Raw genomic sequence first — 19,720 nt, 5'->3', positions numbered from 1 at the left:
GGCCCTCGCGAAAGTCAAGTTCGCGGGGGCCATCGTCGAGAGCAAGCAGAGGAGCAGGACTTGAGACTCCGACGAGCGCTGCATCTGGTGGGCACCGGAGCGTTGACAGGGGCTCTGCTCCTTGGCCCCGCTCCTGCAGCTTCCGCAGATGACATCCGGGACCGGCAATGGGCACTGGATTTCTTTGCTGCCGAGGATATTTGGGAACACGCGACTGGAAAGGGCGTCACAGTAGCTGTAGTCGACACCGGGGTTGATGCTTCCTTCCCCGACCTCAAGGGTCGCGTGCTGAAGGGCAAGGATTTTTCTGATGGACGTGGTGACGCACACGATGACCGGGCGGATCACGGCACTGGGATGGCGGGGGTCATTGCAGGAGCGGGCCACGGCACGAGGGGTACGTCGGGTGTCATGGGGCTTGCCCCGGACGCCAAGATCTTGCCGTTGAAGGTTTCTGATGATGAGTCCGGCTATGGGTCTTCAACCGTAGATGCGATTCGCTACGCTGTGGACCAGGGCGCGAAAGTCATCAACGTATCCCTCGGTGGATCCATCTACAACGATAGGGAACGTGAGGCAGTTTCCTATGCCCTGAAGAAGGACGCAATCGTTGTTGCGGGGACCGGTAACTCAGGGACCAAGAACAAGGAATATCCAGCCGCCTATCCTGAAGTACTCGCAGTTGGCGGCTTGGACAAGGATGGAACCGTCTGGGACGAGTCGAACTGGGGCCCACACACTACACTTGTTGCACCGGCGACGGATAATGTAGTGGCCAGTACGCAATCAGCTTCCGGGTACGCCGTGGCTAACGGTACTTCAGATGCCGCAGCGTATACTTCGGGTACGATTGCATTGGTTCGTGAGAAGCACCCGGATCTGACTGCAGGACAGATTATCAATCGCCTCGTTAAGACGGCACTGCCTGTAGCGCCGAAAGGGTCGAAGCCGAAGCTTCCCACGCAGAAATACGGTTACGGTGTCATCAGGCCTTTCCGTGCCGTGACATACGATATCCCGGCAGGCCCGAAAGACGGCCCACTGGTTAAGTCGGACAAGTCGTCTGACTCTGCGGCGGGCGACGCCAGTTCCAGTTCCGGCTCGTCATCGTCTGATGACTCGGCGGGTTGGATGTTCGCACTAGGCCCGCCCATCGTCCTCTTCGGGCTCATCTTCGTCTTGCTCGTAGGGGCCGCCGTCCTCGTCGTCATCCTCGTCAAGAGGAAAGATCGCCGTGACCGGGTCAGCGACCCCTGGGGTGCTGGCGGTGGCAGTCCGGCCGTGCCCCCGCAGCAGTACCCAGGCCAGCAAGTTCAGGCGCCGTCGGGCCAGTTCGGAGGACCGCCGAGCACGCCGCCTCCACCGCCGAACCAGCCGCCGGCGCCGTGAGATAGGCGGCACGAAGACCGTATCCCGCTGTTGCTCAGCTTGAGGGATCAGCGGGATACGAAAGACCACCACGGGGTAATAAATGGACTTCCGACGAGCGCTGCATTTTACTGGTGCGGGAGCGTTGACTGGGGCCCTGCTGCTCGGCTCCGCTCCCGCGGCTTCTGCGGACGATATCCGCGAGCGGCAGTGGGCCTTGACTGCATTTGATGCCGATAAGATCTGGAATCACTCCACAGGAAAAGGCATCACGGTCGCTGTGGTTGACGGTGGTGTTGATTCCTCTCATCCGGACCTGAAGGGGAAAGTCCTCAAAGGAAAGGACTTCACCGAAGAGGGGGGTAGCGCCCAACAGGACGGGGATGGTCATGGAACCGCTATGGCCGGCCTGATAGCCGGGAGGGGACACGGGCCCGGTGGAAATTCCGGAGTCATGGGCCTGGCGCCGAAATCAAAGATTCTCCCGGTGCGGTTCAGACACAAGAGCAATGAACTTGGAACTTCTTGGGCCGCGGGCGTGCGATATGCCGTCGACCACGGGGCGAAGGTAATCAATCTTTCCCTCGTAACGACGAAGGACACTCGCGATCGTGAGGCAATCGAATACGCCCTCGAGAAGGACGTGGTGGTCGTCGCGGGTACAGGAAACGAGGGTATCGAAAAGAGGAACTATCCGGCCGCCTATCCGGGTGTGGTGTCCGTTGGTGGCGTGGACGACCGTGGAGCTGTATGGGAAGACTCCTCCTGGGGGTCGAACACCACACTGGTAGCTCCGGCCACCAAGAACGTCGTCCCCAACTCAACGTACGAATCAGGCTATGCGATGGCCGATGGGACATCGGACGCTACCGCATACGTGTCTGCGTCCGCTGCCCTTGTGCGCTCTGCCCATCCCGACCTCTCCGCGGGACAAGTGATCAACCGCCTGATCAAGACCGCTAAGGTGCCCGGACCCGAAGAAGCGAGCAATCCGAAACTGCCCGATGAGAAGTTCGGTTACGGCGTAGTCCGGCCGTATCGAGCCGTTACGTACGACATCCCTGCCGGACCCAAAGCCGGCCCGTTGGAGCAGCCCGACAAGGCGGCGGATTCCGCGGCGGGGGACACGGACGCCGGCTCGTCGTCCTCCGAGGACTCCATGGGCTGGATGTTCGCCCTTGGCCCGCCGATCGTTGTGATCGGCGTCATCCTGGTGCTGGTCGTCGGTCTGATTGTGCTGTCGGTGGTGCTGGTCACGAGGACGAAGCGGAGGAGGGCTCCGTACCCGGGTATGCCTGCCGGTCCAGGGGCACCGCCAGGGTGGGCAGGTGGGCCCGGGCCAGTCGCCCCGCCCCCGTTCCCTGGGCAGCAACAAGCACCGCAGGGGCAGCAGTGGCAGGCACCGCCCGCCGGACAGTTCGGCGGCCCGCCGCCGACGTCACCACCACCCCCGCCCCCAAATCAACCGCCCTCGTGGTGAGTTGAGGGCGGGGCCCCGCATCGGCACTAGTGAGTTTCAGGTAAGCAGGGTGAGTTCAGCGTGGTGAGCGGAATCAGTCGGGTGGGGCTACGGTCGAGCGACGAGTTGAGGCCGTTGGTGACGTCCGCCCTCCAAGGGACGGACAGTGCTGTGGCCTTCAGCACCGTGAACCGAGGGGCGCACGCCAAGATCTGTCCGCGACGCCTGCTCCCGAAATCCGAGGTGCTGGCGCCGAAACCTAAACCGAAGCCGCGGCCGGCGACCTGGTATCAGAAGCTTGCAGTCGGGCTCGTGCTGTTCGGCTCGTGGCTCATGGGGCCCTTCGACTTCCTCGGCGACGCGCTCTGGTCGCTGGTGCGGCGGGTCTTCCGCGGGATCAGGTGGGTCTTCCGTACGCCCGAGAGGCGCCGCCGCAGGACGCAGTTGAAGGGCGGCTGGAAGAGTCTCGCCGGCGGCCTCGACATGTCGATGTGCATCTACGGCGACAAGGTGCTCGTGGTCGGCGAACATCACCTGGCGCTCGTGTACGTCGGCGAAGGTGAGTCGGAGATCGGTTGGCAGGGGCCGCTCACGGATGTCGCGGAGGCCGAAGTGGCGACCTGGCGCAGCACCGACGACCGTGGCGCGACGCTCCGTTGGCACTTCCGGGACGGTTCCTGGGTCGACGTCTTCGCCAAGGGACCCGACTGGAAGGCCCTGATCACCGTCGTCCCGCAGTCCTGAACAGCCGCCGCCGGAGCCGGAGTTACTGGGCGTTGCGGGCTTGCGCCGCGGCGTCGCGCCCGCACCGCCGCAGCGAGGCGGGCGACCCGAACCGGCCGGGCGGCACGGGCGACGGCGGTCGTCACCCGGGACGGGACTGGCGGCTGTAGCCGTGCGCCGGCCCGCGCTCAGAGTTGCCTGACCAGCTCCGCCGCGTCCTTCAAGGACAGCCGGGGCTCCTGGCGGCGCAGCTCCTTCACGGCCCTGACCTCCCCCTTGCTCGCCTTCATCGAGCGCACGGCATCGGCGTCGATGCGGGCACGTACGTCGTCGAGGGACATCGAACTGGCGCGCTGCTTCTGCTTGCGGAGCCAGAGGTTGAGCGCCAGGGCGACGGGGACGAAGATCCACGCCACGATGGTGATCGCCGTCTCGGTGGTGGTCGTGCCGGTGAGGGAGAGCAGAAGGATTCCGGCCCCCGCCGCGGTGAGAAGAGATACGAACCAGATCAGTTCGAGCTTCTTGAGGGAACGTGCGTCGGCGGGGCGCCCGTCCCGGGACTGGTTCTTCACGCGGGAACCCTTCTGCATTGTCGGCGGGAGTCCGAGGGGGCGGTTCCGCCCCTGCCATACGCTACGTGGGCGCGACCGTTCCGCCACAGGGCGGTGTGGATTTCGCGTGAAGCTTCCCGAAAGGTAGTGCCAAGAATCGCGGCTGCTTGCAACCTCTCGGAGCTCCCCCAACTCCCCGAAGGTGTAGGGCCGTCGCCATCCGGCGCACGATCGGTCGCCGGGGCCCCGGAGCCTGGGACGATTACGCTCCGGGGGTCGGCTCCTGCTCCTATAATCAGCGCTGCTGCGGGAGGCATCATCGTCGCCAGGGGGAATCTGTCCGGTTGACGCCGCTCTCGCCTGGCTTGTTCGTTCCCTTCACCGCCGAGGAGAGGCACTTCATGGGGGACCACTTCAAGACGGATGTCGATCAACTCGATCAGTTCGTCAAGACGTTGGACAGCAGCGTCAAGGATCTTGACGACGCCCGTTCGGCGCTGTCGCACGTCCGGGGCGACCAGATCGGCACATCACGGCTCGACAAGGCCTGCGACGACTTCCAGGAGCAATGGAAGTACGGCTCCGAGCAGATGAGCGAGATGATCGGCGGCATCAAAGAGGGTGTGAAGGCGAACAAGCTGAGCTACCAGGAGATGGAAACGAACCTGGAGAAGGCGCTCAAGCAGATGGAGCAGCAGGGCACTTCGGCCGGCGGGGGCAAGTGATGGCGACGAATCCGTATCCGCACCTCGGCTGGAACCCCGTTCCCGGTATCCCCTCCGAAGTCCAGGCGCTCAAGAACAAGGTCACCAAGGCGGCAACCGCACTGCGCAGCTGCCACACGCAGATCGAGCGCCTGCTCGGGCAGAGCAGCCACTGGGAGGGCGACGCCGCGGACGCCTTCCGCGACAAGCTCGACGGCGATCTGCCCAAGTACATGAAGGACGCCGCCACGTCCATGGAGAAGGCTGCCGCCCAACTGTCCAAGTGGGACAGCGACTTGACGTCCAACCGCGAGCTCGCGAAGAAGTACGACGACGAGGCGCGGGAGAAGAAGGAAGCTGCCGGCACCGCAAAGGGGCGCCAGGACACGGCGAGCAAGGACCCGGACCTCAAGCTCGGCGGCAGGCAGTTCCCCAGCCAGGCCGAGGCGGACGCGGCGACTGAGCGGCTGCGGGCGGCCGAGGGCCGTCTGAAGGACGCCTCGGACAGTCTGGAGAAGGCAAACGAGGCCTACAACAGCGTCATTGCGAAGGCCAAGACGCTGGAAGAAGAGCACGAGCGGGAGGCCAACAAGGTCGCCGACGAGCTCGACAAGGCCGATGACGACCTCGCTCCCGAGGAGCCCGGCTGGCTGAGCAAGACCCTCAGCGCGATCGGCGACGGCCTCGCGGCGGCCGGTAAGTTCCTCCTCGACCACGCTGGCACCATCGGTGCGATCGCGGGCCTGCTGGCGCTCTTCCCGACGCCGCTGGCTCCGCTCTTCGCAGGCATCGCGGTCGTCGCGAGCGCCGCGTCGCTGAGCAAGAACCTGGCCAGTGAAGACTTCCGAGATTCGCTGACGGGTAAGTACGGCTGGGGGCAGGGACTCGCCGCGTGGGGCTCCGTGGCCGGTGACACCCTGGGCATGCTGCCGGGCGTCGGCGCCCTCGGTAAGGCCGGAGGCGAGGTCAGCGTGCTGTCGGGCGCCGCGCGGGAGGGCGGCGAGGTCATGTCAGCGGGCTCGAAGGCGGCCGCCTTCGGACGGGAGACCGTCGAGGCGTTCAACTACAAGGCGCTCGACACCGCGACGAACCCGAACACCGGAATGCTCCAGTACGGCGTCAACGGCGCCAACGTGCTCGCCAACACCGCCTCCTCGCTGGAGACGGAAGGCGTTCTGCCCGACACCGGAGCGGGCCACTACAGTGCGGAGGCGACCAAGGCCGGAGCTGCGGGCTTCGGCGCCGGCGGGAACGCCTCGGACGCCGCCCGCGGCATCAGTGACCTGGTCACGGGAATCCGGCTGTGAACGGCGTTCAGGAGGGCTCCGACTCGGCCGTCACGCTGCGGCCGGCGTTCTGGTACGACATCCCGCAGGGATATCAGAAGCTCGACATCTATCCGTCCGCGGAGCACATGGAGGAGCTGGCACGCCAGATCCTCGCCCTGCCGGACGATGTCCGGGACCGCGCGGATCAGGTGTTCCGGCTGTACGCCCTCGTGATGTGGGAGATGCAGAAGCACCGCGTGCAGGGCTGTGCGCTCGGTCTGCACCCGGACGACCGAGGGGGTGCCGCCATGTCCGTGCTGACGGTGTCCAGCGTGGAGATGCAGGGCGTCAATCCCAAGGCGGTGCTGGCCGTGCTCATGGCCTCGGGGGCGGGGGAGACAGGCGAAAGCGGCATCGTGCCCGTCGAACTGCCGAGTGGCCCCGGTTTCCTGACCGACTCCGTGCACAAGGCCACGGTGCCCGGCACTCCGGCCGCGGAAGACGGCACCCCGCAGGAGTCGCCTGTCTGGCGTGGCATGGTCGCCATCCCCGACACCCGCTCGTCCGCCGTCATCGCCGTACAGCTCGTCACGCCCGTGGTGGATCTCGCCGACGACTACCGGAACGTGCTGCTCGGCGTCGCCAGGACGGTGACGTTCACCGACCCGGCGCTCGCTGCCCGTACGGGGGACGAGCCGCCGGAGCCCGGTTCCGCGACGGAGGCAGTGAGAAGTGACTTCGGGTGAGCAGTGAACAGTCGGCGGGCAGCGGGGGTTCCGGGCCCGTGGTACAGCCGAACAAGGCAGGACAACCATCCCGGTTGCGGACGCTGGTGAAGTGGGCCCTGGCCTTCGCCGTCGCATACGGGCTCTCCCTCACGGTGCTGACCGACTACCTCGTGGTCCTCGCGGTGCCGGGGCTGATCGCCCTCCTGGCACTGACCTCCACCGCGGTGCTCCTGCTGCTCTACGAGCCCTTCCGAGGTGACGTTCCGTACGCCACGGACGGATCGGACCGCCGGGGAGTGGTGCGTCACCATCGCACGGTCCTGCTGCGGCGTTACTTGTCGCTCCTGTGCGTCGTCGCCGCGCTTGTGGCGCTTGTGTTCGTGATCCAGTCCGACTACGCGGTCATCGCTGCTCCCATGGCAGTAATGGCCTTCATGCTGGGGACGGCCTTCTGCGGCCAGCAGATGCGGTCGGTGCGGCTCGCCGCCCGTGTGCTCGCGGTGTACGACTTCACCTTCCGTTCCCCGGTGGAGAAGCTCAACCTGCGTGCCTCCGGCAAGCGTTCGCTGCGCCTCGGCGACGGGGGAAGCGGTGATGAGCGGTCGTCGGAACTGGCGGCCCACCAGCCCATCGGCAAACTGTGGCCGAAGAACATCGAGGACGGCGTGTGGTTCGCCGGCGACGAGATCTTCGGAGGGGTCGTGATGGTCCCCGGATCCGGTGAGCTGATGCGCGTACAGCCGCTGCATTGGGACGAACTCGCCGCGGAGCGGAGCCGTGCCGGCGCCGAGCGCCTTGAGAAGGCCCAGCGCGCCGGGCTCGCCCGGCGCTCGCTGTAGCAGAGTCACGGACCGAGACCACAGAAGCGATGAGAGGACCTTTGCCAGTGGGAGACCACGAGCCCCGACTGCCGTCGACGGGGGTGGCGTTCGATGCCCCGGGCACCCAGGCAGTGTGGAAGGCGACGCGTCGCCGGGTCATGCTCAAGCTGTGGCTGTGGAGCGCGCTGCTCGTCGCCGCTCTGGCGCTGAGCGGCGTGCTCGCTCAGGTGCGGTGGGGCGACGGCTACGCCAGGGGCGACAACAGTGTGGGCGGCCTCATCGGCGGACTGGCCGTCCTGGCCTACCCGTTCGCGCTGTACGCCTGCTGCGGTGCCCTGTCCCGGTTGCGCAAGGCCCGCAGCATTCTGGAGGCGTATCCCTGGCAGTCGTTCCCGGCGGTGCGGAGGCTGTCCGGCACGAAGGAAGCGACGGGCGTGCCGGTGCAGTTCAGGCTCCCCGACGGTGGGGAACAGGGCGGCGGTGAGAGCACGTACGTGGACGACGACGGCTCGGTCTGGTCACAGAGCATGTCCGCCCGCAATCCGCTCCGTTGGAACCGCTGGGACGAATCGATGGAGCGGGGCGCCTGGTACGCAGGCGACGTCGAAATCGGCGGAGTCCTCGCGCTGCCCGGCGGCAGCGGGTTGATGACCGTACAGCGCCGGGTGCAGGTGCTCTCCATGGAGCGGCGGACGGCCAAGGCAGACCACGCGAGCATCCTCGCGGCTGCCCCCGGGCGGGACTGACCCCCAGGGAGCTCGGGAGCTGTCGGCTGGGCGCCTCCCGGGGCGCCCAGCGTTACGCTCCGCCGTTCTCCCGCGTCGGCTCCAGGTCGAACTCACCGTCGCGTGCGCCGAGTACGAACGCACGCCACTCGGCTTCGGTGTAGCGCAGCACCGTGTCGGGGTCCTTGGAGTTGCGCATCGCGACGGCGCCGCCGGCGAGGTGTGCGATCTCGACCTTCTCCTCCTCCGGGCCACCGGGAGCGGACTCCCAGACGGCGTCGGAGATGTCCATCGCGTACAGCTCGTCCTTCTCCTGCTGCGTCCCCATCGGCGCATGCTCCTCTCTTCGCGTCCCGGCGTGGCATATCTTCCCATGAGGCCCTGACCGTGCAGGTCGGATCGAGTCAGCGTCCAGGGCGGCCCGCCGAACCCCGGGCGTCCCCGCACCCGCAGCCCTCTCGCGTCCCCTCAGTACACCGTGCCCAACACGCCGCTCCGCTCGGCCAGTTCATCGGCACCCGGAAACGGCTCTGGCCGCCTCTTGAGCTTCTTCGGCCGCTTCTCCCGTACATGGCGCACCGGCCGTCCGCCGCCCACCGGCGAGAGGACCCCGCCGTACCGCGGGTCGCCGCAGAACCAGGCCTCGTCGGGGTGCTTGCTGCCCCCCGGTTCCAGCACGTGCCGCATCATCCTCGGTGTCAGGACGAGAACATCGCCCGGCTCAAGGTGCAGCCGCACTTCCACGCGCCATCTCATGACCCGGACCTCGCACGGGTACGCCTTCCATCCGTACGACTCCAGGATCCTCCGCTCCCGGCGGCCGCTCGCGAGTGCGGTCAGCTGCACCGGCGCGATCATCAACAGGACGAGCAGCGAGAGCACTTGGAGCCCGATGTAGTCGCCGGGATCCTCCGGCAGCACCGCGGAGCCCGTCACGATCGCGGCGACGGCCGCCCACGAGCCGGCGATGGCCGCCCACCGGCGCAGCCGTCTTCTCCGGAAGCCCTCGGCCGTCGCACGGACGTCCATGGCACTCTGCTCCGGCGTCTGCTCCGATGTCTGTTCCGGCCGCGCCGCCCCCACTGCCTCCGACATGCCACCTCCCCTACGTGGCGGAGCCGGGCCGCGATCCCAGATCCCGGCCCGGCTCCCCGGCTTTTCACCGGCGGCGTTCAGCGCCGCCTCAGTTGTTCGCCGGCATCCATCCCGTCTGGACGAGCTGCCCGCCCCGGCGCCGCGTCTGGAAGTAGCCGCGGCCGACCGGGAGTTGAGTGGGCGAGATGTTGCCCAGCAGCGCGCCCTCGGACTTGTCGCCCGAGAGTACGACGCCCTGCGCGCCCAGCTCCTTGATCCGCTGCATCACCGGCTCGTACAGCGCGCGGCTGGCGCCGCCGGACGAGCGGGCGAGGATGACGCGGAGCCCGACGTCCCGTGCGAAGGGCAGATACTCCAGCAGCGGCATCAGCGGGTTCTGCCCGGTGGCCACCAGGTCGTAGTCGTCGATGACGACGAACGCGTCCGGGCTGTCGTACCAGCTGCGGTTGCGCAGCTGCTCCGGAGTGACGTCCGGCCCCGGCATGCGCCGGGACATGGAGCCCGCGAGGCCTTCGATCGTCTCCTGCAGCGACGGAGCCGCGGCGCAGTACCGCGACACGTGTGCCTCTGGTACGCCCTGGAGATGCGCCCGCCGGTAGTCACCGACGACGATCTTGGCCTTGTCCGGCGAGTAGCGCTCGGTGATCTGGTGCATGAGGAGCCGCAGCAGCGCGCTCTTGCCGGATTCGCTCTCGCCGAAGACCACGAACAGCGGGTCGGTCTCGAAGTTGACGAAGACCGGCCGCAGCGAGCTCTCGTCGATGCCGAACGCCAGCCCGTGCTCGGGGTAGTCGGAGCCCTTGGGGAGCCTGGACGCCTCGAGCATCGTCGGCAGCAGCCGGACCGCGGGTGCGGGCTCGCCCGTCCAGTGCTCGTTGATCGCGCTGATCGTCTGCCGGGTGGCGTCCGGCAGGTCCTCCAGCGTCGACGAGCTGTCGATGCGCGGCAGGGCCGTCATCAGGTGCAGCTTGTCCGGGCTGAGACCGCGGCCCGGCATGGCCGCCGGGACGTTCGCCGCGACCTTGCGGTCGATCTCGGACTCGGACGGGTCGCCCAGCCGCAGTTCGATGCGGTTCTGCAGCAGGTCCTTGAGCGCGGGACGCACCTCCGTGTACCGCGAGGCGGTCAGGATGAGGTGTATTCCGAAGCCGAGGCCGCGCTGGGCGATGTCGGTGACGTCGGCTTCGAGCATCTCGTAGTCGTTCTTGAACGTCGCCCAGCCGTCGATGACGAGGAAGACGTCGCCCCACTTCTGGTCCGGCAGCTGGCCTGCCGCGCGGCGCTGGCGGAACGTGGCGATGGAGTCGACGTTGTGCGCCCGGAAGTACTCCTCACGCTCGTTGAGGATCGTCATGACCTCGCTGACCGTACGGCGCACCTTCTCCCCGTCGAGACGGTTGGCGACGCCGCCGACATGGTGCAGGTCCTCCATGGCCAGCAGCGAGCCGCCGCCGAAGTCCAGGCAGTAGAACTGCACTTCGGACGGTGTGTGCGTCAGACCGAACGACGTCACGAGCGTACGCAGCAGAGTCGACTTGCCGGACTGCGGTCCGCCGATGACGAATCCGTGGCCCGCCGCACCGGAGAAGTCCCGGTAGAGCACGTCGCGCCGCTGCTCGAACGGCTTGTCCAGCAGGGCGACCGGCACCGCGAGACGGCCGAGGGCCGTGTAGTCCGGTGCCGTCAGGCCGCGCTCCGGCGTGGCCGCGAGCGCGGGCAGGAGCTGGTCGATGGACGGCGGCTCGTCCAGCGGCGGCAGCCACACCTGATGCGCGGACGGGCCCTGCCCGACCATCTTCTGCACGATCACGTCGAGCACGGTGTCGGCGAGCGCGTCGTCGACCGTGTCGGTCTCAGGGGCCTCGGGCTCCGGCGCCGCCGGCAGCGTCACAGGCGTCGCCGTGAACATCACCGGGCGCGTCTGGGTGGCCCGGCTGACCCGCGTCGGACCCGCCGCGCGGTACGCACCGGAGACGTAGGCCGCCTTGAACTGCACCATCGTCTCGGTGTCGTACTTGAGGAAGCCCGCACCCGGCACGTTCGGCAGGTGGTAGGCGTCCGGGACGCCGATCGCGGTGCGCGACTCGGCGGCCGAGAACGTACGCAGACCGATCCGGTACGAGAGGAAGGTGTCCAGGCCCCGCAGCTTGCCCTCCTCCAGGCGCTGCGACGCCAGCAGCATGTGCACGCCCAGTGAACGGCCGATGCGGCCGATCTGGATGAACATGTCGATGAAGTCGGGCTTGGCGGTGAGGAGTTCGCTGAACTCGTCGATGATCAGGACGAGCGAAGGCAGCGGATCCAGCGCCGCACCGGCGGCGCGCGCCTTCTCGTAGTCCGTGATGTTCGCGTAGTTGCCCGCCCTGCGCAGCGTCTCCTGACGGCGGTTCAGCTCGCCGGTGATCGCGTCGCGCATGCGGTCGACGAGGGTGAGCTCGTCGGCGAGGTTGGTGATGACCGCCGCGGTGTGCGGCATGTCGGCCATGCCCGTGAAGGTCGCGCCGCCCTTGAAGTCGGCGAGGATGAAGTTGAGCGTCTCGGACGAGTGCGTCACGGCCAGACCGAGCACGAGCGTACGCAGCAGCTCGGACTTGCCGGAGCCCGTCGCGCCGACGCACAGGCCGTGCGGGCCCATGCCCTCCTGCGAGGCCTCCTTGATGTCGAGCATCACCGGCTCGCCCTCGCCGCCGATGCCGATCGGCACACGCAGCCGCTCGTGCAGCGAACGCGGCCGCCAGGTGCGTGCCATGTCGACCGAACCGGCGTCGCCGATGCCCATGAGGTCGGTGAAGTCCAGGTTGGACAGCAGCGGTTCGCCCTCCTCACCGCTGCCCATGCGCAGCGGTGAGAGCTGCCGGGCGAGCGCCTCGGCCTGCTCGTAGCTCAGCAGGTCGGGCTTGCCCGAGTACGCGGACTCCCGGCCGACGTACAGGTCGAGGGCCTTCTCGCGCACATGCACGGTCAGGCCGCCGGACATCTGGTCGTCGAGCGCTCCGGGAGCGACCTCCACGAAGGTGACGCCCTGGAGGCCCTCGGCACCGGCGAGTTGAGAGTCCGGCGGGATCGAGCCGCCGTCGAGGACGACGATTATGTGCGGCTGGTCGGCGACGGGTGTGCCGTCCCTGTTCCAGCGCGGACGCCCGTCGAGCTGGCTCGCGAGCGACTCCTCCAGCTGCCCGAGGTCGTCGAAGAACAGGCGTGCCTGGCCGGCGCCGTCCGACTGCGACGGGTGCTGCGCGTGCGGCAGCCACTTCGTCCAGTCCCATTCGGCCATCGAGCCCGGGTGGGCGACGACCGCGATCATCATCTCCTCGGGGGAGTGCAGCGCGGAGAGCTGGCCGAGCGCGGCACGGACATTGCCGTACACCTCGTCGGTGCTTCCGGTGACGACCACGTGGTAAAAGGCCCGCAGGCTCACCGCGATGGGAAGATCCGGAAGTGAACGGTGAATGTCCAGGAAGGACTTCATCGCTTCGGCGGTGAGCGGCTCGAGTTCGTCCTTGGGTGCCGTTTCCGGCGCGACGAGCGGAGTGCTCAACTGCTGCCAGCCCGTGCCGATTCGCACGGACGAGAAGTCGTTGTCGGACGGGCGGCGTTCCCACAGCCGTTTGCCGTCGCCGGCGATGGCCCACAGCTGATCCGGACTCGGATGCTGATACAGCTGCGCGTTCCGCTGCGCGTCCGAGGTCTTGCGCACGTCTTTCCGCACCTGGTCGAGATAGCGGAAGTAGTCCCTCCGCTCCTGGCCCATCTGGGCCCTGCCTCCCCGCCGCGCGCGTACGACCTGCGCGACCGCCATGGCGACCGTGGAGACCGCCATCAGGGCGCCGACGACCTTCATGTAGGGCGCTGCGCCCGGCATGAAGAAGAATGCGACGGAACCCCCCATGCCCATCACGGGCAGGAGATTCATCCAGATGTCGTTGTCACCGTCGCGCGGCAGTTCTGGAGGGGATTCCAGCTTGACTTCCCCTTCGGGCACGGTCGGCGGCATGACCCGTGGCTGCCGCTTCACGATGACCACACTCACCGTTTCATCAGTCCTTCACGATAAATTCGCAATTACGCACCGACGCCCCCGCCATCGCAACAGCTACCGGTCATGCAGACGCTGATCCTAGTAGGTATGAGAGTCTCCGGTATCCGGGAGGACCGACTGTCCGCCGCGGACGGTAAGGTGACCCGCAATCTTCCCCAAGTACTTCCGTGGCGCGGGAGCTTGGGGCAATCCACAGGCCCGAGATGTCTGTAATTCATCGTGACGCCGAGTACGAGCAGTGAGCAAGGGGGATCAACAAGGTGGCCACGACCGCAGCGACCGGCTTCTGCCGCGTCACGGTAGTTGCTCCCGGGGGGCGCATCGACGTCGCGCTCCCCGAGGACGTGCCCCTGTCCGACGTCTATCCGGAGATCGCGAGGCTCTCCGGAGGCAGCACCGCCGACGGTTCCCTGTCGGGGTATCACCTGGTGCGCCGGGACGGACGGGTTCTGGAATCGGGGCTTTCCCTGGCGGGCAACAGCATCCGGGACGGCGAGGTGCTGCTGCTGCGCCCGTTCGCCGACTCGTTGCCCTCCGCCGTCTTCGACGACGTCAGTGACGCCGTCGCCTCGGGAGTGCGGCAGGACCGCGCACTGTGGAACGAGGGGCGGATGCGCGCCGCCGGACTCACCGGCGGCGGCGTGCTGTTGGTGCTCATGGCCTTCGCGCTGTGGTTCGCCGACCCGGTCAGGCACGACATGCACGGGCTGCCCGGCATCATCGCCGCCGCGGCCGGCGTCCTGCTCGTCGCCCTCGCATGCGTCCGGGCCCGTGTGTACGACGACAGGCTGTCGTCCATCGCGCTCGGCCTCGGCGCGATGCCGCACATCATGATTGCGGGGTCCGGGATCCTCCCGCTCGGTGAGGGCGAGGGCATCGGCCGGCTGCAGTTCCTCATGGGGTGCGTGGCGGTGCTGCTCGCCTCGGCGGTGCTGATCGCGATCACGCCCAGGGGCGACGGCCCGTTCGTCGCCGCCGCCATCGTCTCGGCCACAGGCACCGTCTTCACCTTCATCGCCGTCGTCGCCGACATCGGAGCGGTCGATGCCGCGGCGATCGCGGCCCCCGTCTCCGTCGGCATCATCGCCTTCCTGCCGGGGCTCTCCGCCCGCTTCGCACGGCTGCCCATAGGCTTCGAGCCGCGCGCCGGCGGCCCCGGCGGCTACGACGGCGGGCAGGACGGCTCCCGCGTCGCCCAGGGCCCGGTCGACGCCGAGCGCATCGCGGCACAGGCGCGTCGCGGCCACGAGATGCTCGTCGGGCTCGTCGGCGGCTGGTGCGCCGCCGTCGTCGGAACGGCAGCGGTGCTGGGCTTCTCCAACAACGGCTGGGGCCAGCTGCTCGCACTCGCCACCGGCATCGCGATGCTGCTGCGCGCCCGCCTCTTCCGCTACACCTCGCAGGTCATCTGCTCCCTGGCCGCGGGCCTCGGCGCCCTGACGCTGCTCGCGCTCGGGATGTCCCTCAATCCGCCGGCGGCACTGGTCCGCGAGTTCCTCCGTGGCGACAGCGGCGGCCTCGACGTCCGTACGGTCTGGATCGCGGCGTCCATCGCGCTCGCCGCGGCGCTGGTCACCGCCATCGGCCTGATCGTTCCGCGGACGGGGCTGACCCCGTTCTGGGGCCGCTTCATGGAGCTGACGGAGACCTTCGTGCTGCTCTCGCTGATTCCGCTCTGCCTCGCGGTCATGGACGTCTACGCCGACGTGCGGGGGTCCATCGGAGGCTGACCGGCCCGCTGCCGCACCGCCGAGGTGTCCCTCTCCGCCCGCCCCCAAGAGCTGTACCGGGGGCGGGCGGAGGCATGCTGCGGCGCTGATAGGCTGGTGCGGCCTTCCGAGTTGTCGAAGGATCCCCTGAGATGAAGACCAGGGGCGCTCGTGGGCAGAAACCGCAGAGGAGTACGCGTGTCGTCTCTCGATGTCGCGACCAAGAAGCAGATCATCTCCGAGTTCGCCACCAAGGAGGGTGACACCGGCTCCCCCGAGGTCCAGGTGGCGCTGCTCTCCCGTCGCATCTCGGACCTGACCGAGCACCTGAAGACCCACAAGCACGACCACCACTCCCGCCGTGGTCTGCTGCTGCTGGTCGGCCAGCGCCGCCGCCTCCTGCAGTACCTGGCGAAGAAGGACATCCAGCGCTTCCGCGCTCTCGTCGAGCGCCTCGGCATCCGCCGCGGCGCGGCGGGCGCCCGCTGACATGTGACGCAGGGAGCGGTTCCCATCACCGGGGGCCGCTCCCTTCGCCGTATCTGAAGGGACCGGATGGTTTGTAGGCTGGTCCCAGCACGACGTACAACCCGAAGACCGCCCCCACAGGACAGCGGCTTCACGCACACATAACCCGAAACAGACGCGGCAGGGGCGCCCCGCCGTCGCCGGTCCTCGGTAGTGGCCCCCGGACACAAGGAAGTTCCGGGTGCTTCGATCGAAGACCGGCCCGCAAACGGAGCGCTCCTCCGCAGCCGGTCCGCCGCCACACGGGCGCCGGACGCAGACGAGGAGATATCCCTGGTGGAGAACGAGACCCACTACGCCGAAGCCGTTATCGACAACGGCACGTTCGGCACCCGCACCATCCGGTTCGAGACGGGCCGGGTGGCCAAGCAGGCCGCCGGCTCCGCCGTGGCATACCTGGACGACGACACCATGGTGCTGTCGGCCACCACGGCCTCAAAGCAGCCCAAGGACCAGCTCGACTTCTTCCCGCTGACGGTCGACGTCGAGGAGCGGATGTACGCAGCCGGGAAGATCCCCGGTTCCTTCTTCCGCCGTGAGGGCCGCCCCTCCGAGGACGCGATCCTCACCTGTCGCCTGATCGACCGCCCGCTGCGCCCCTCCTTCAAGAAGGGCCTGCGCAACGAGATCCAGATCGTCGAGACGATCATGGCGCTCAACCCCGACCACCTCTACGACGTGGTCGCCATCAACGCCGCCTCCTGCTCCACGCAGCTGTCGGGCCTGCCCTTCTCCGGCCCCATCGGCGGCACCCGCGTCGCCCTCATCCAGGGCCAGTGGGTGGCGTTCCCCACACATACCGAGCTGGAGGACGCCGTCTTCGACATGGTCGTCGCCGGCCGCACCCTCCCTGACGGCGACGTCGCGGTGATGATGGTCGAGGCCGAGGCCACCGAGAAGACCGTCGAGCTGGTCAAGGGCGGAGCCGAGGCTCCCACCGAGGAGATCGTCGCCGCCGGCCTCGATGCCGCAAAGCCCTTCATCAAGGTGCTGTGCAAGGCCCAGTCCGACCTCGCCGCCAAGGCCGCCAAGCCCGTCGCCGAGTTCCCGATCTTCCTGGACCACCAGGACGACGTGCTCGACGCCCTCACCGAGGCCGTACGTGACGAGCTGGCCCAGGCCCTCACCATCGCCGGCAAGCAGGAGCGCGAGGCCGAGCTGGACCGCGTCAAGAGCCTCGCCGCCGAGAAACTCATCCCGCAGTTCGAGGGCCGCGAGAAGGAGATCTCCGCCGCGTACCGGACGCTCACCAAGGAGCTGGTCCGCGAACGCGTCATCCGTGAGAAGAAGCGCATCGACGGCCGCGGCGTCACGGACATCCGTACGCTCGCCGCCGAGGTCGAGGCGATCCCGAGGGTCCACGGCTCGGCGCTCTTCGAGCGCGGCGAGACCCAGATCCTCGGCGTGACCACGCTGAACATGCTGCGCATGGAGCAGCAGCTGGACACCCTCTCCCCGGTGACCCGCAAGCGCTACATGCACAACTACAACTTCCCGCCCTACTCCACCGGTGAGACGGGCCGCGTCGGGTCCCCCAAGCGTCGCGAGATCGGCCACGGCGCCCTCGCCGAGCGTGCGCTCGTGCCGGTGCTGCCGACGCGCGAGGAGTTCCCGTACGCGATCCGTCAGGTCTCCGAGGCGCTCGGCTCCAACGGGTCGACGTCCATGGGCTCGGTCTGCGCCTCGACCATGTCGCTGCTGAACGCGGGTGTGCCGCTCAAGGCCCCCGTCGCCGGCATCGCCATGGGCCTGATCTCAAAGGAGATCGAAGGCGAGACGCACTACGTCACTCTCACCGACATCCTCGGTGCGGAGGACGCCTACGGCGACATGGACTTCAAGGTCGCCGGCACCCGCCAGTTCGTCACGGCCCTTCAGCTCGACACGAAGCTGGACGGAATCCCGGCGTCCGTGCTCGCCGCGGCGCTCAAGCAGGCCCGCGACGCGCGTCTGCACATCCTCGACGTGATGAACGAGGCCATCGACGTCCCGGACGAGATGTCCCCGAACGCCCCGAGGATCATCACCGTGAAGATCCCCGTGGACAAGATCGGCGAGGTCATCGGCCCCAAGGGCAAGATGATCAACCAGATCCAGGAGGACACCGGCGCCGACATCACGATCGAGGACGACGGCACCATCTACATCGGTGCCGCCGACGGCCCTGCCGCCGAGGCCGCCCGCACCACGATCAACGGCATCGCAAACCCGACGATGCCCGAGGTCGGCGAGCGCTACCTGGGCACGGTGGTGAAGACGACCACGTTCGGCGCCTTCGTCTCGCTGCTCCCCGGCAAGGACGGGCTTCTGCACATCTCGCAGATCCGCAAGCTCGCCGGCGGCAAGCGCGTGGAGAACGTCGAGGACGTGCTCGGTGTCGGCCAGAAGGTCCAGGTCGAGATCGCCGAGATCGACCAGCGCGGCAAGCTCTCGCTCATCCCCGTCCTCGAGGACGAGGAGGCCGAGGGATCCGGCGGTTCCGATCAGAAGGACTCCGCGCCGGCCGACGCCGCCGCGGACGACCAGTGACACATGCGCACCGTGCGACGGCCCGCCCCACCACCAAGGAGGGGCGGGCCGTCGCCCGTACATCATCGGGAGTGAACGCGATGTCTGGCGGCGGCCGCCCGACCGCAGTGGGCGGGGGCGAGGTCCGCAAGACGGTCCTGCCCGGCGGACTTCGCGTCATCACCGAGACGGTGCCCACCGTCCGCTCGGCGACGCTCGGCATCTGGGCGCACGTCGGCTCCCGGGACGAGACGCCGGCGCTCGGCGGCGCCACCCACTACCTGGAACATCTGCTCTTCAAGGGCACCAGGCGGCGCAGCGCCCTCGACATCTCGGCCGCGCTGGACGCGGTGGGCGGTGAGGTGAACGCCTTCACCGCCAAGGAGTTCACCTGCTACTACGCACGTGTCCTCGACTCCGACCTGCCGCTGGCCATCGACATCGTCGGCGACATGCTCACCGGCTCCGTGCTGGACGCCGCGGAGGTCGAGGCCGAGCGGGGCGTCATCCTCGAAGAGATCGCCATGACCGAGGACGACCCCGGCGACTGCGTGCACGACCTGTTCGCCCGCGCACTGCTGGGCGACTCACCGCTCGGCCGCCCCGTCCTGGGCACCGTCGAGACGGTCAACGGCTTCACGCGCGAGCGTCTCGCCCGCTTCTACCGCAAGCACTACGACGCGCCCCACCTGGTCGTCGCCGCCGCCGGCAACCTCGACCACGACACCGTCGTGCGGCAGGTGCGTGCGGCCTTCGACAGGGCGGGCGCCCTCGACCGTACGGAGGGCAGCGAGCCCGTGGGCCCGCGCACCGGCGCACGCACCCTGCGCGCCGGCGGCCGCGTGGAGATCGCCGACCGCAGCACGGAACAGGCCCATCTCGTACTCGGAATGCCGGGCTACTCCCGCAACGACGACCGCCGTTGGGCCCTCGGGGTGCTCAGCGCCGCGCTCGGCGGCGGGATGAGCTCCCGCCTCTTCCAGGAGATCCGGGAGAAGCGCGGCCTGGCCTACAGCACGTACTCCTACACCTCCGGCTTCGCCGACTGCGGCGTCTTCGGCGTCTACGCGGGCTGCCGCCCCGGCCAGCTCTCCGACGTGCTGAAGATCTGCCGGGACGAGCTGGACCAGGCCGCACGGCACGGCCTGCCCGACGACGAACTGCGCCGTGCCATCGGCCAGTTGTCCGGCGCGACGGTGCTCGGCCTGGAGGACACCGGCGCACTGATGCACCGGCTCGGCAAGAGCGAACTGTGCTGGGGCGAACAGCTCTCGGTCGACGAGATGCTGGCCAGAATCGCCGCCGTGACCCCCGACGACGTACGCGAAGCAGCCCGCGACGTGCTGGCCCGTCGCCCCTCGCTCGCCGTCATCGGGCCGCTCACCGACCGTCAGGCATCCCAGCTGCACGACGCGGTGGCCTGACACCCGCCCCTCCCACTCCCGCCCTCCCACTCACGTCTCCCGCCACAGACCCGCCGGCCGCGCACCGGCC

General features: G+C 68.3%; 16 protein-coding genes. 12 read left to right on the top strand and 4 right to left on the bottom strand.

Annotated elements, in window-relative coordinates; all coding sequences use genetic code 11:
• The first annotated feature begins 60 nt into the window (after nucleotides 1–60).
• From mycP (ACSMXX_RS06930) to ACSMXX_RS06920, 3 genes are all read left to right on the top strand, one after another.
• Nucleotides 61–1,389, top strand: a complete 1,329-nt coding sequence (gene mycP / locus ACSMXX_RS06930) for a type VII secretion-associated serine protease mycosin (RefSeq protein WP_473183160.1) — start codon at nucleotides 61–63, stop codon at nucleotides 1,387–1,389.
• A gap of 82 nt (nucleotides 1,390–1,471) precedes the next feature.
• Nucleotides 1,472–2,848: a type VII secretion-associated serine protease mycosin gene (gene mycP, locus ACSMXX_RS06925; RefSeq protein ID WP_473183159.1), complete on the top strand. Its 1,377-nt coding sequence runs from the start codon at nucleotides 1,472–1,474 to the stop codon at nucleotides 2,846–2,848.
• Nucleotides 2,849–3,139: 291 nt separating this feature from the next.
• Nucleotides 3,140–3,571 (top strand): hypothetical protein, encoded by a 432-nt coding sequence (locus tag ACSMXX_RS06920; RefSeq protein WP_473183158.1) that lies wholly within the window; start codon nucleotides 3,140–3,142, stop codon nucleotides 3,569–3,571.
• Between the two features lie 167 nt (nucleotides 3,572–3,738).
• Here ACSMXX_RS06920 and ACSMXX_RS06915 read toward each other — a convergent pair whose 3' ends face one another.
• A complete protein-coding gene (locus ACSMXX_RS06915; protein WP_473183157.1) occupies nucleotides 3,739–4,122 on the bottom strand; it encodes a hypothetical protein in 384 nt (127 codons plus the stop codon).
• A 380-nt stretch (nucleotides 4,123–4,502) separates the two neighbouring features.
• Here ACSMXX_RS06915 and ACSMXX_RS06910 point away from each other — a divergent pair, with 380 nt between their 5' ends.
• The 5 genes from ACSMXX_RS06910 to ACSMXX_RS06890 are packed head-to-tail and all read left to right on the top strand — an operon-like array spanning nucleotide 4,503 to nucleotide 8,368.
• Nucleotides 4,503–4,826, top strand: a complete 324-nt coding sequence (locus ACSMXX_RS06910; protein WP_473183156.1) for a hypothetical protein — start codon at nucleotides 4,503–4,505, stop codon at nucleotides 4,824–4,826.
• Nucleotides 4,826–6,112, top strand: coding sequence for a putative T7SS-secreted protein (locus ACSMXX_RS06905; RefSeq protein WP_473183155.1), 1,287 nt, complete (start codon nucleotides 4,826–4,828; stop codon nucleotides 6,110–6,112). The genes ACSMXX_RS06910 and ACSMXX_RS06905 overlap by 1 nt, the downstream gene beginning before the upstream one ends.
• Nucleotides 6,109–6,819 (top strand): hypothetical protein, encoded by a 711-nt coding sequence (locus tag ACSMXX_RS06900; protein ID WP_473183154.1) that lies wholly within the window; start codon nucleotides 6,109–6,111, stop codon nucleotides 6,817–6,819. The genes ACSMXX_RS06905 and ACSMXX_RS06900 overlap by 4 nt, the downstream gene beginning before the upstream one ends.
• Nucleotides 6,816–7,640, top strand: coding sequence for a hypothetical protein (locus ACSMXX_RS06895; protein ID WP_473183153.1), 825 nt, complete (start codon nucleotides 6,816–6,818; stop codon nucleotides 7,638–7,640). Before ACSMXX_RS06900 ends, ACSMXX_RS06895 begins: the two co-directional genes overlap by 4 nt.
• A gap of 47 nt (nucleotides 7,641–7,687) precedes the next feature.
• The gene (locus tag ACSMXX_RS06890; protein WP_473183152.1) at nucleotides 7,688–8,368 is read left to right on the top strand and encodes a hypothetical protein; all 681 of its coding nucleotides are present in this window, start codon (nucleotides 7,688–7,690) and stop codon (nucleotides 8,366–8,368) included.
• Nucleotides 8,369–8,420: 52 nt separating this feature from the next.
• On the opposite strand, the gene ACSMXX_RS06885 is transcribed toward ACSMXX_RS06890, so the two are convergent.
• The 3 genes from ACSMXX_RS06885 to eccCa form a co-directional block, all read right to left on the bottom strand.
• Nucleotides 8,421–8,675 (bottom strand): DUF397 domain-containing protein, encoded by a 255-nt coding sequence (locus tag ACSMXX_RS06885; protein WP_473183151.1) that lies wholly within the window; start codon nucleotides 8,673–8,675, stop codon nucleotides 8,421–8,423.
• A gap of 140 nt (nucleotides 8,676–8,815) precedes the next feature.
• A complete protein-coding gene (locus tag ACSMXX_RS06880) occupies nucleotides 8,816–9,442 on the bottom strand; it encodes a hypothetical protein (protein ID WP_473183150.1) in 627 nt (208 codons plus the stop codon).
• Between the two features lie 88 nt (nucleotides 9,443–9,530).
• Nucleotides 9,531–13,472 (bottom strand): type VII secretion protein EccCa, encoded by a 3,942-nt coding sequence (gene eccCa / locus ACSMXX_RS06875; protein WP_473183149.1) that lies wholly within the window; start codon nucleotides 13,470–13,472, stop codon nucleotides 9,531–9,533.
• A gap of 269 nt (nucleotides 13,473–13,741) precedes the next feature.
• Between eccCa and eccD the strand changes: the two genes are divergently transcribed.
• The 4 genes from eccD (at nucleotide 13,742) to ACSMXX_RS06855 (ending at nucleotide 19,650) form a co-directional block, all read left to right on the top strand.
• The gene (gene eccD / locus ACSMXX_RS06870; RefSeq protein WP_473183148.1) at nucleotides 13,742–15,211 is read left to right on the top strand and encodes a type VII secretion integral membrane protein EccD; all 1,470 of its coding nucleotides are present in this window, start codon (nucleotides 13,742–13,744) and stop codon (nucleotides 15,209–15,211) included.
• Between the two features lie 177 nt (nucleotides 15,212–15,388).
• A complete protein-coding gene (gene rpsO, locus ACSMXX_RS06865) occupies nucleotides 15,389–15,679 on the top strand; it encodes a 30S ribosomal protein S15 (protein ID WP_473183147.1) in 291 nt (96 codons plus the stop codon).
• A 315-nt stretch (nucleotides 15,680–15,994) separates the two neighbouring features.
• Nucleotides 15,995–18,247, top strand: coding sequence for a polyribonucleotide nucleotidyltransferase (locus tag ACSMXX_RS06860; RefSeq protein ID WP_473183146.1), 2,253 nt, complete (start codon nucleotides 15,995–15,997; stop codon nucleotides 18,245–18,247).
• 80 nt (nucleotides 18,248–18,327) lie between these two features.
• Complete coding sequence (locus ACSMXX_RS06855) at nucleotides 18,328–19,650, top strand: M16 family metallopeptidase (protein WP_473184669.1); 1,323 nt, start codon at nucleotides 18,328–18,330, stop codon at nucleotides 19,648–19,650.
• Nucleotides 19,651–19,720: the final 70 nt, after the last annotated feature.

It is taken from the genome of Streptomyces sp. DSM 116795 (assembly GCF_055792905.1).
Note: the sequence above shows the minus strand (reverse complement) of the source record. Positions and strands in the feature narration are given on the sequence as shown.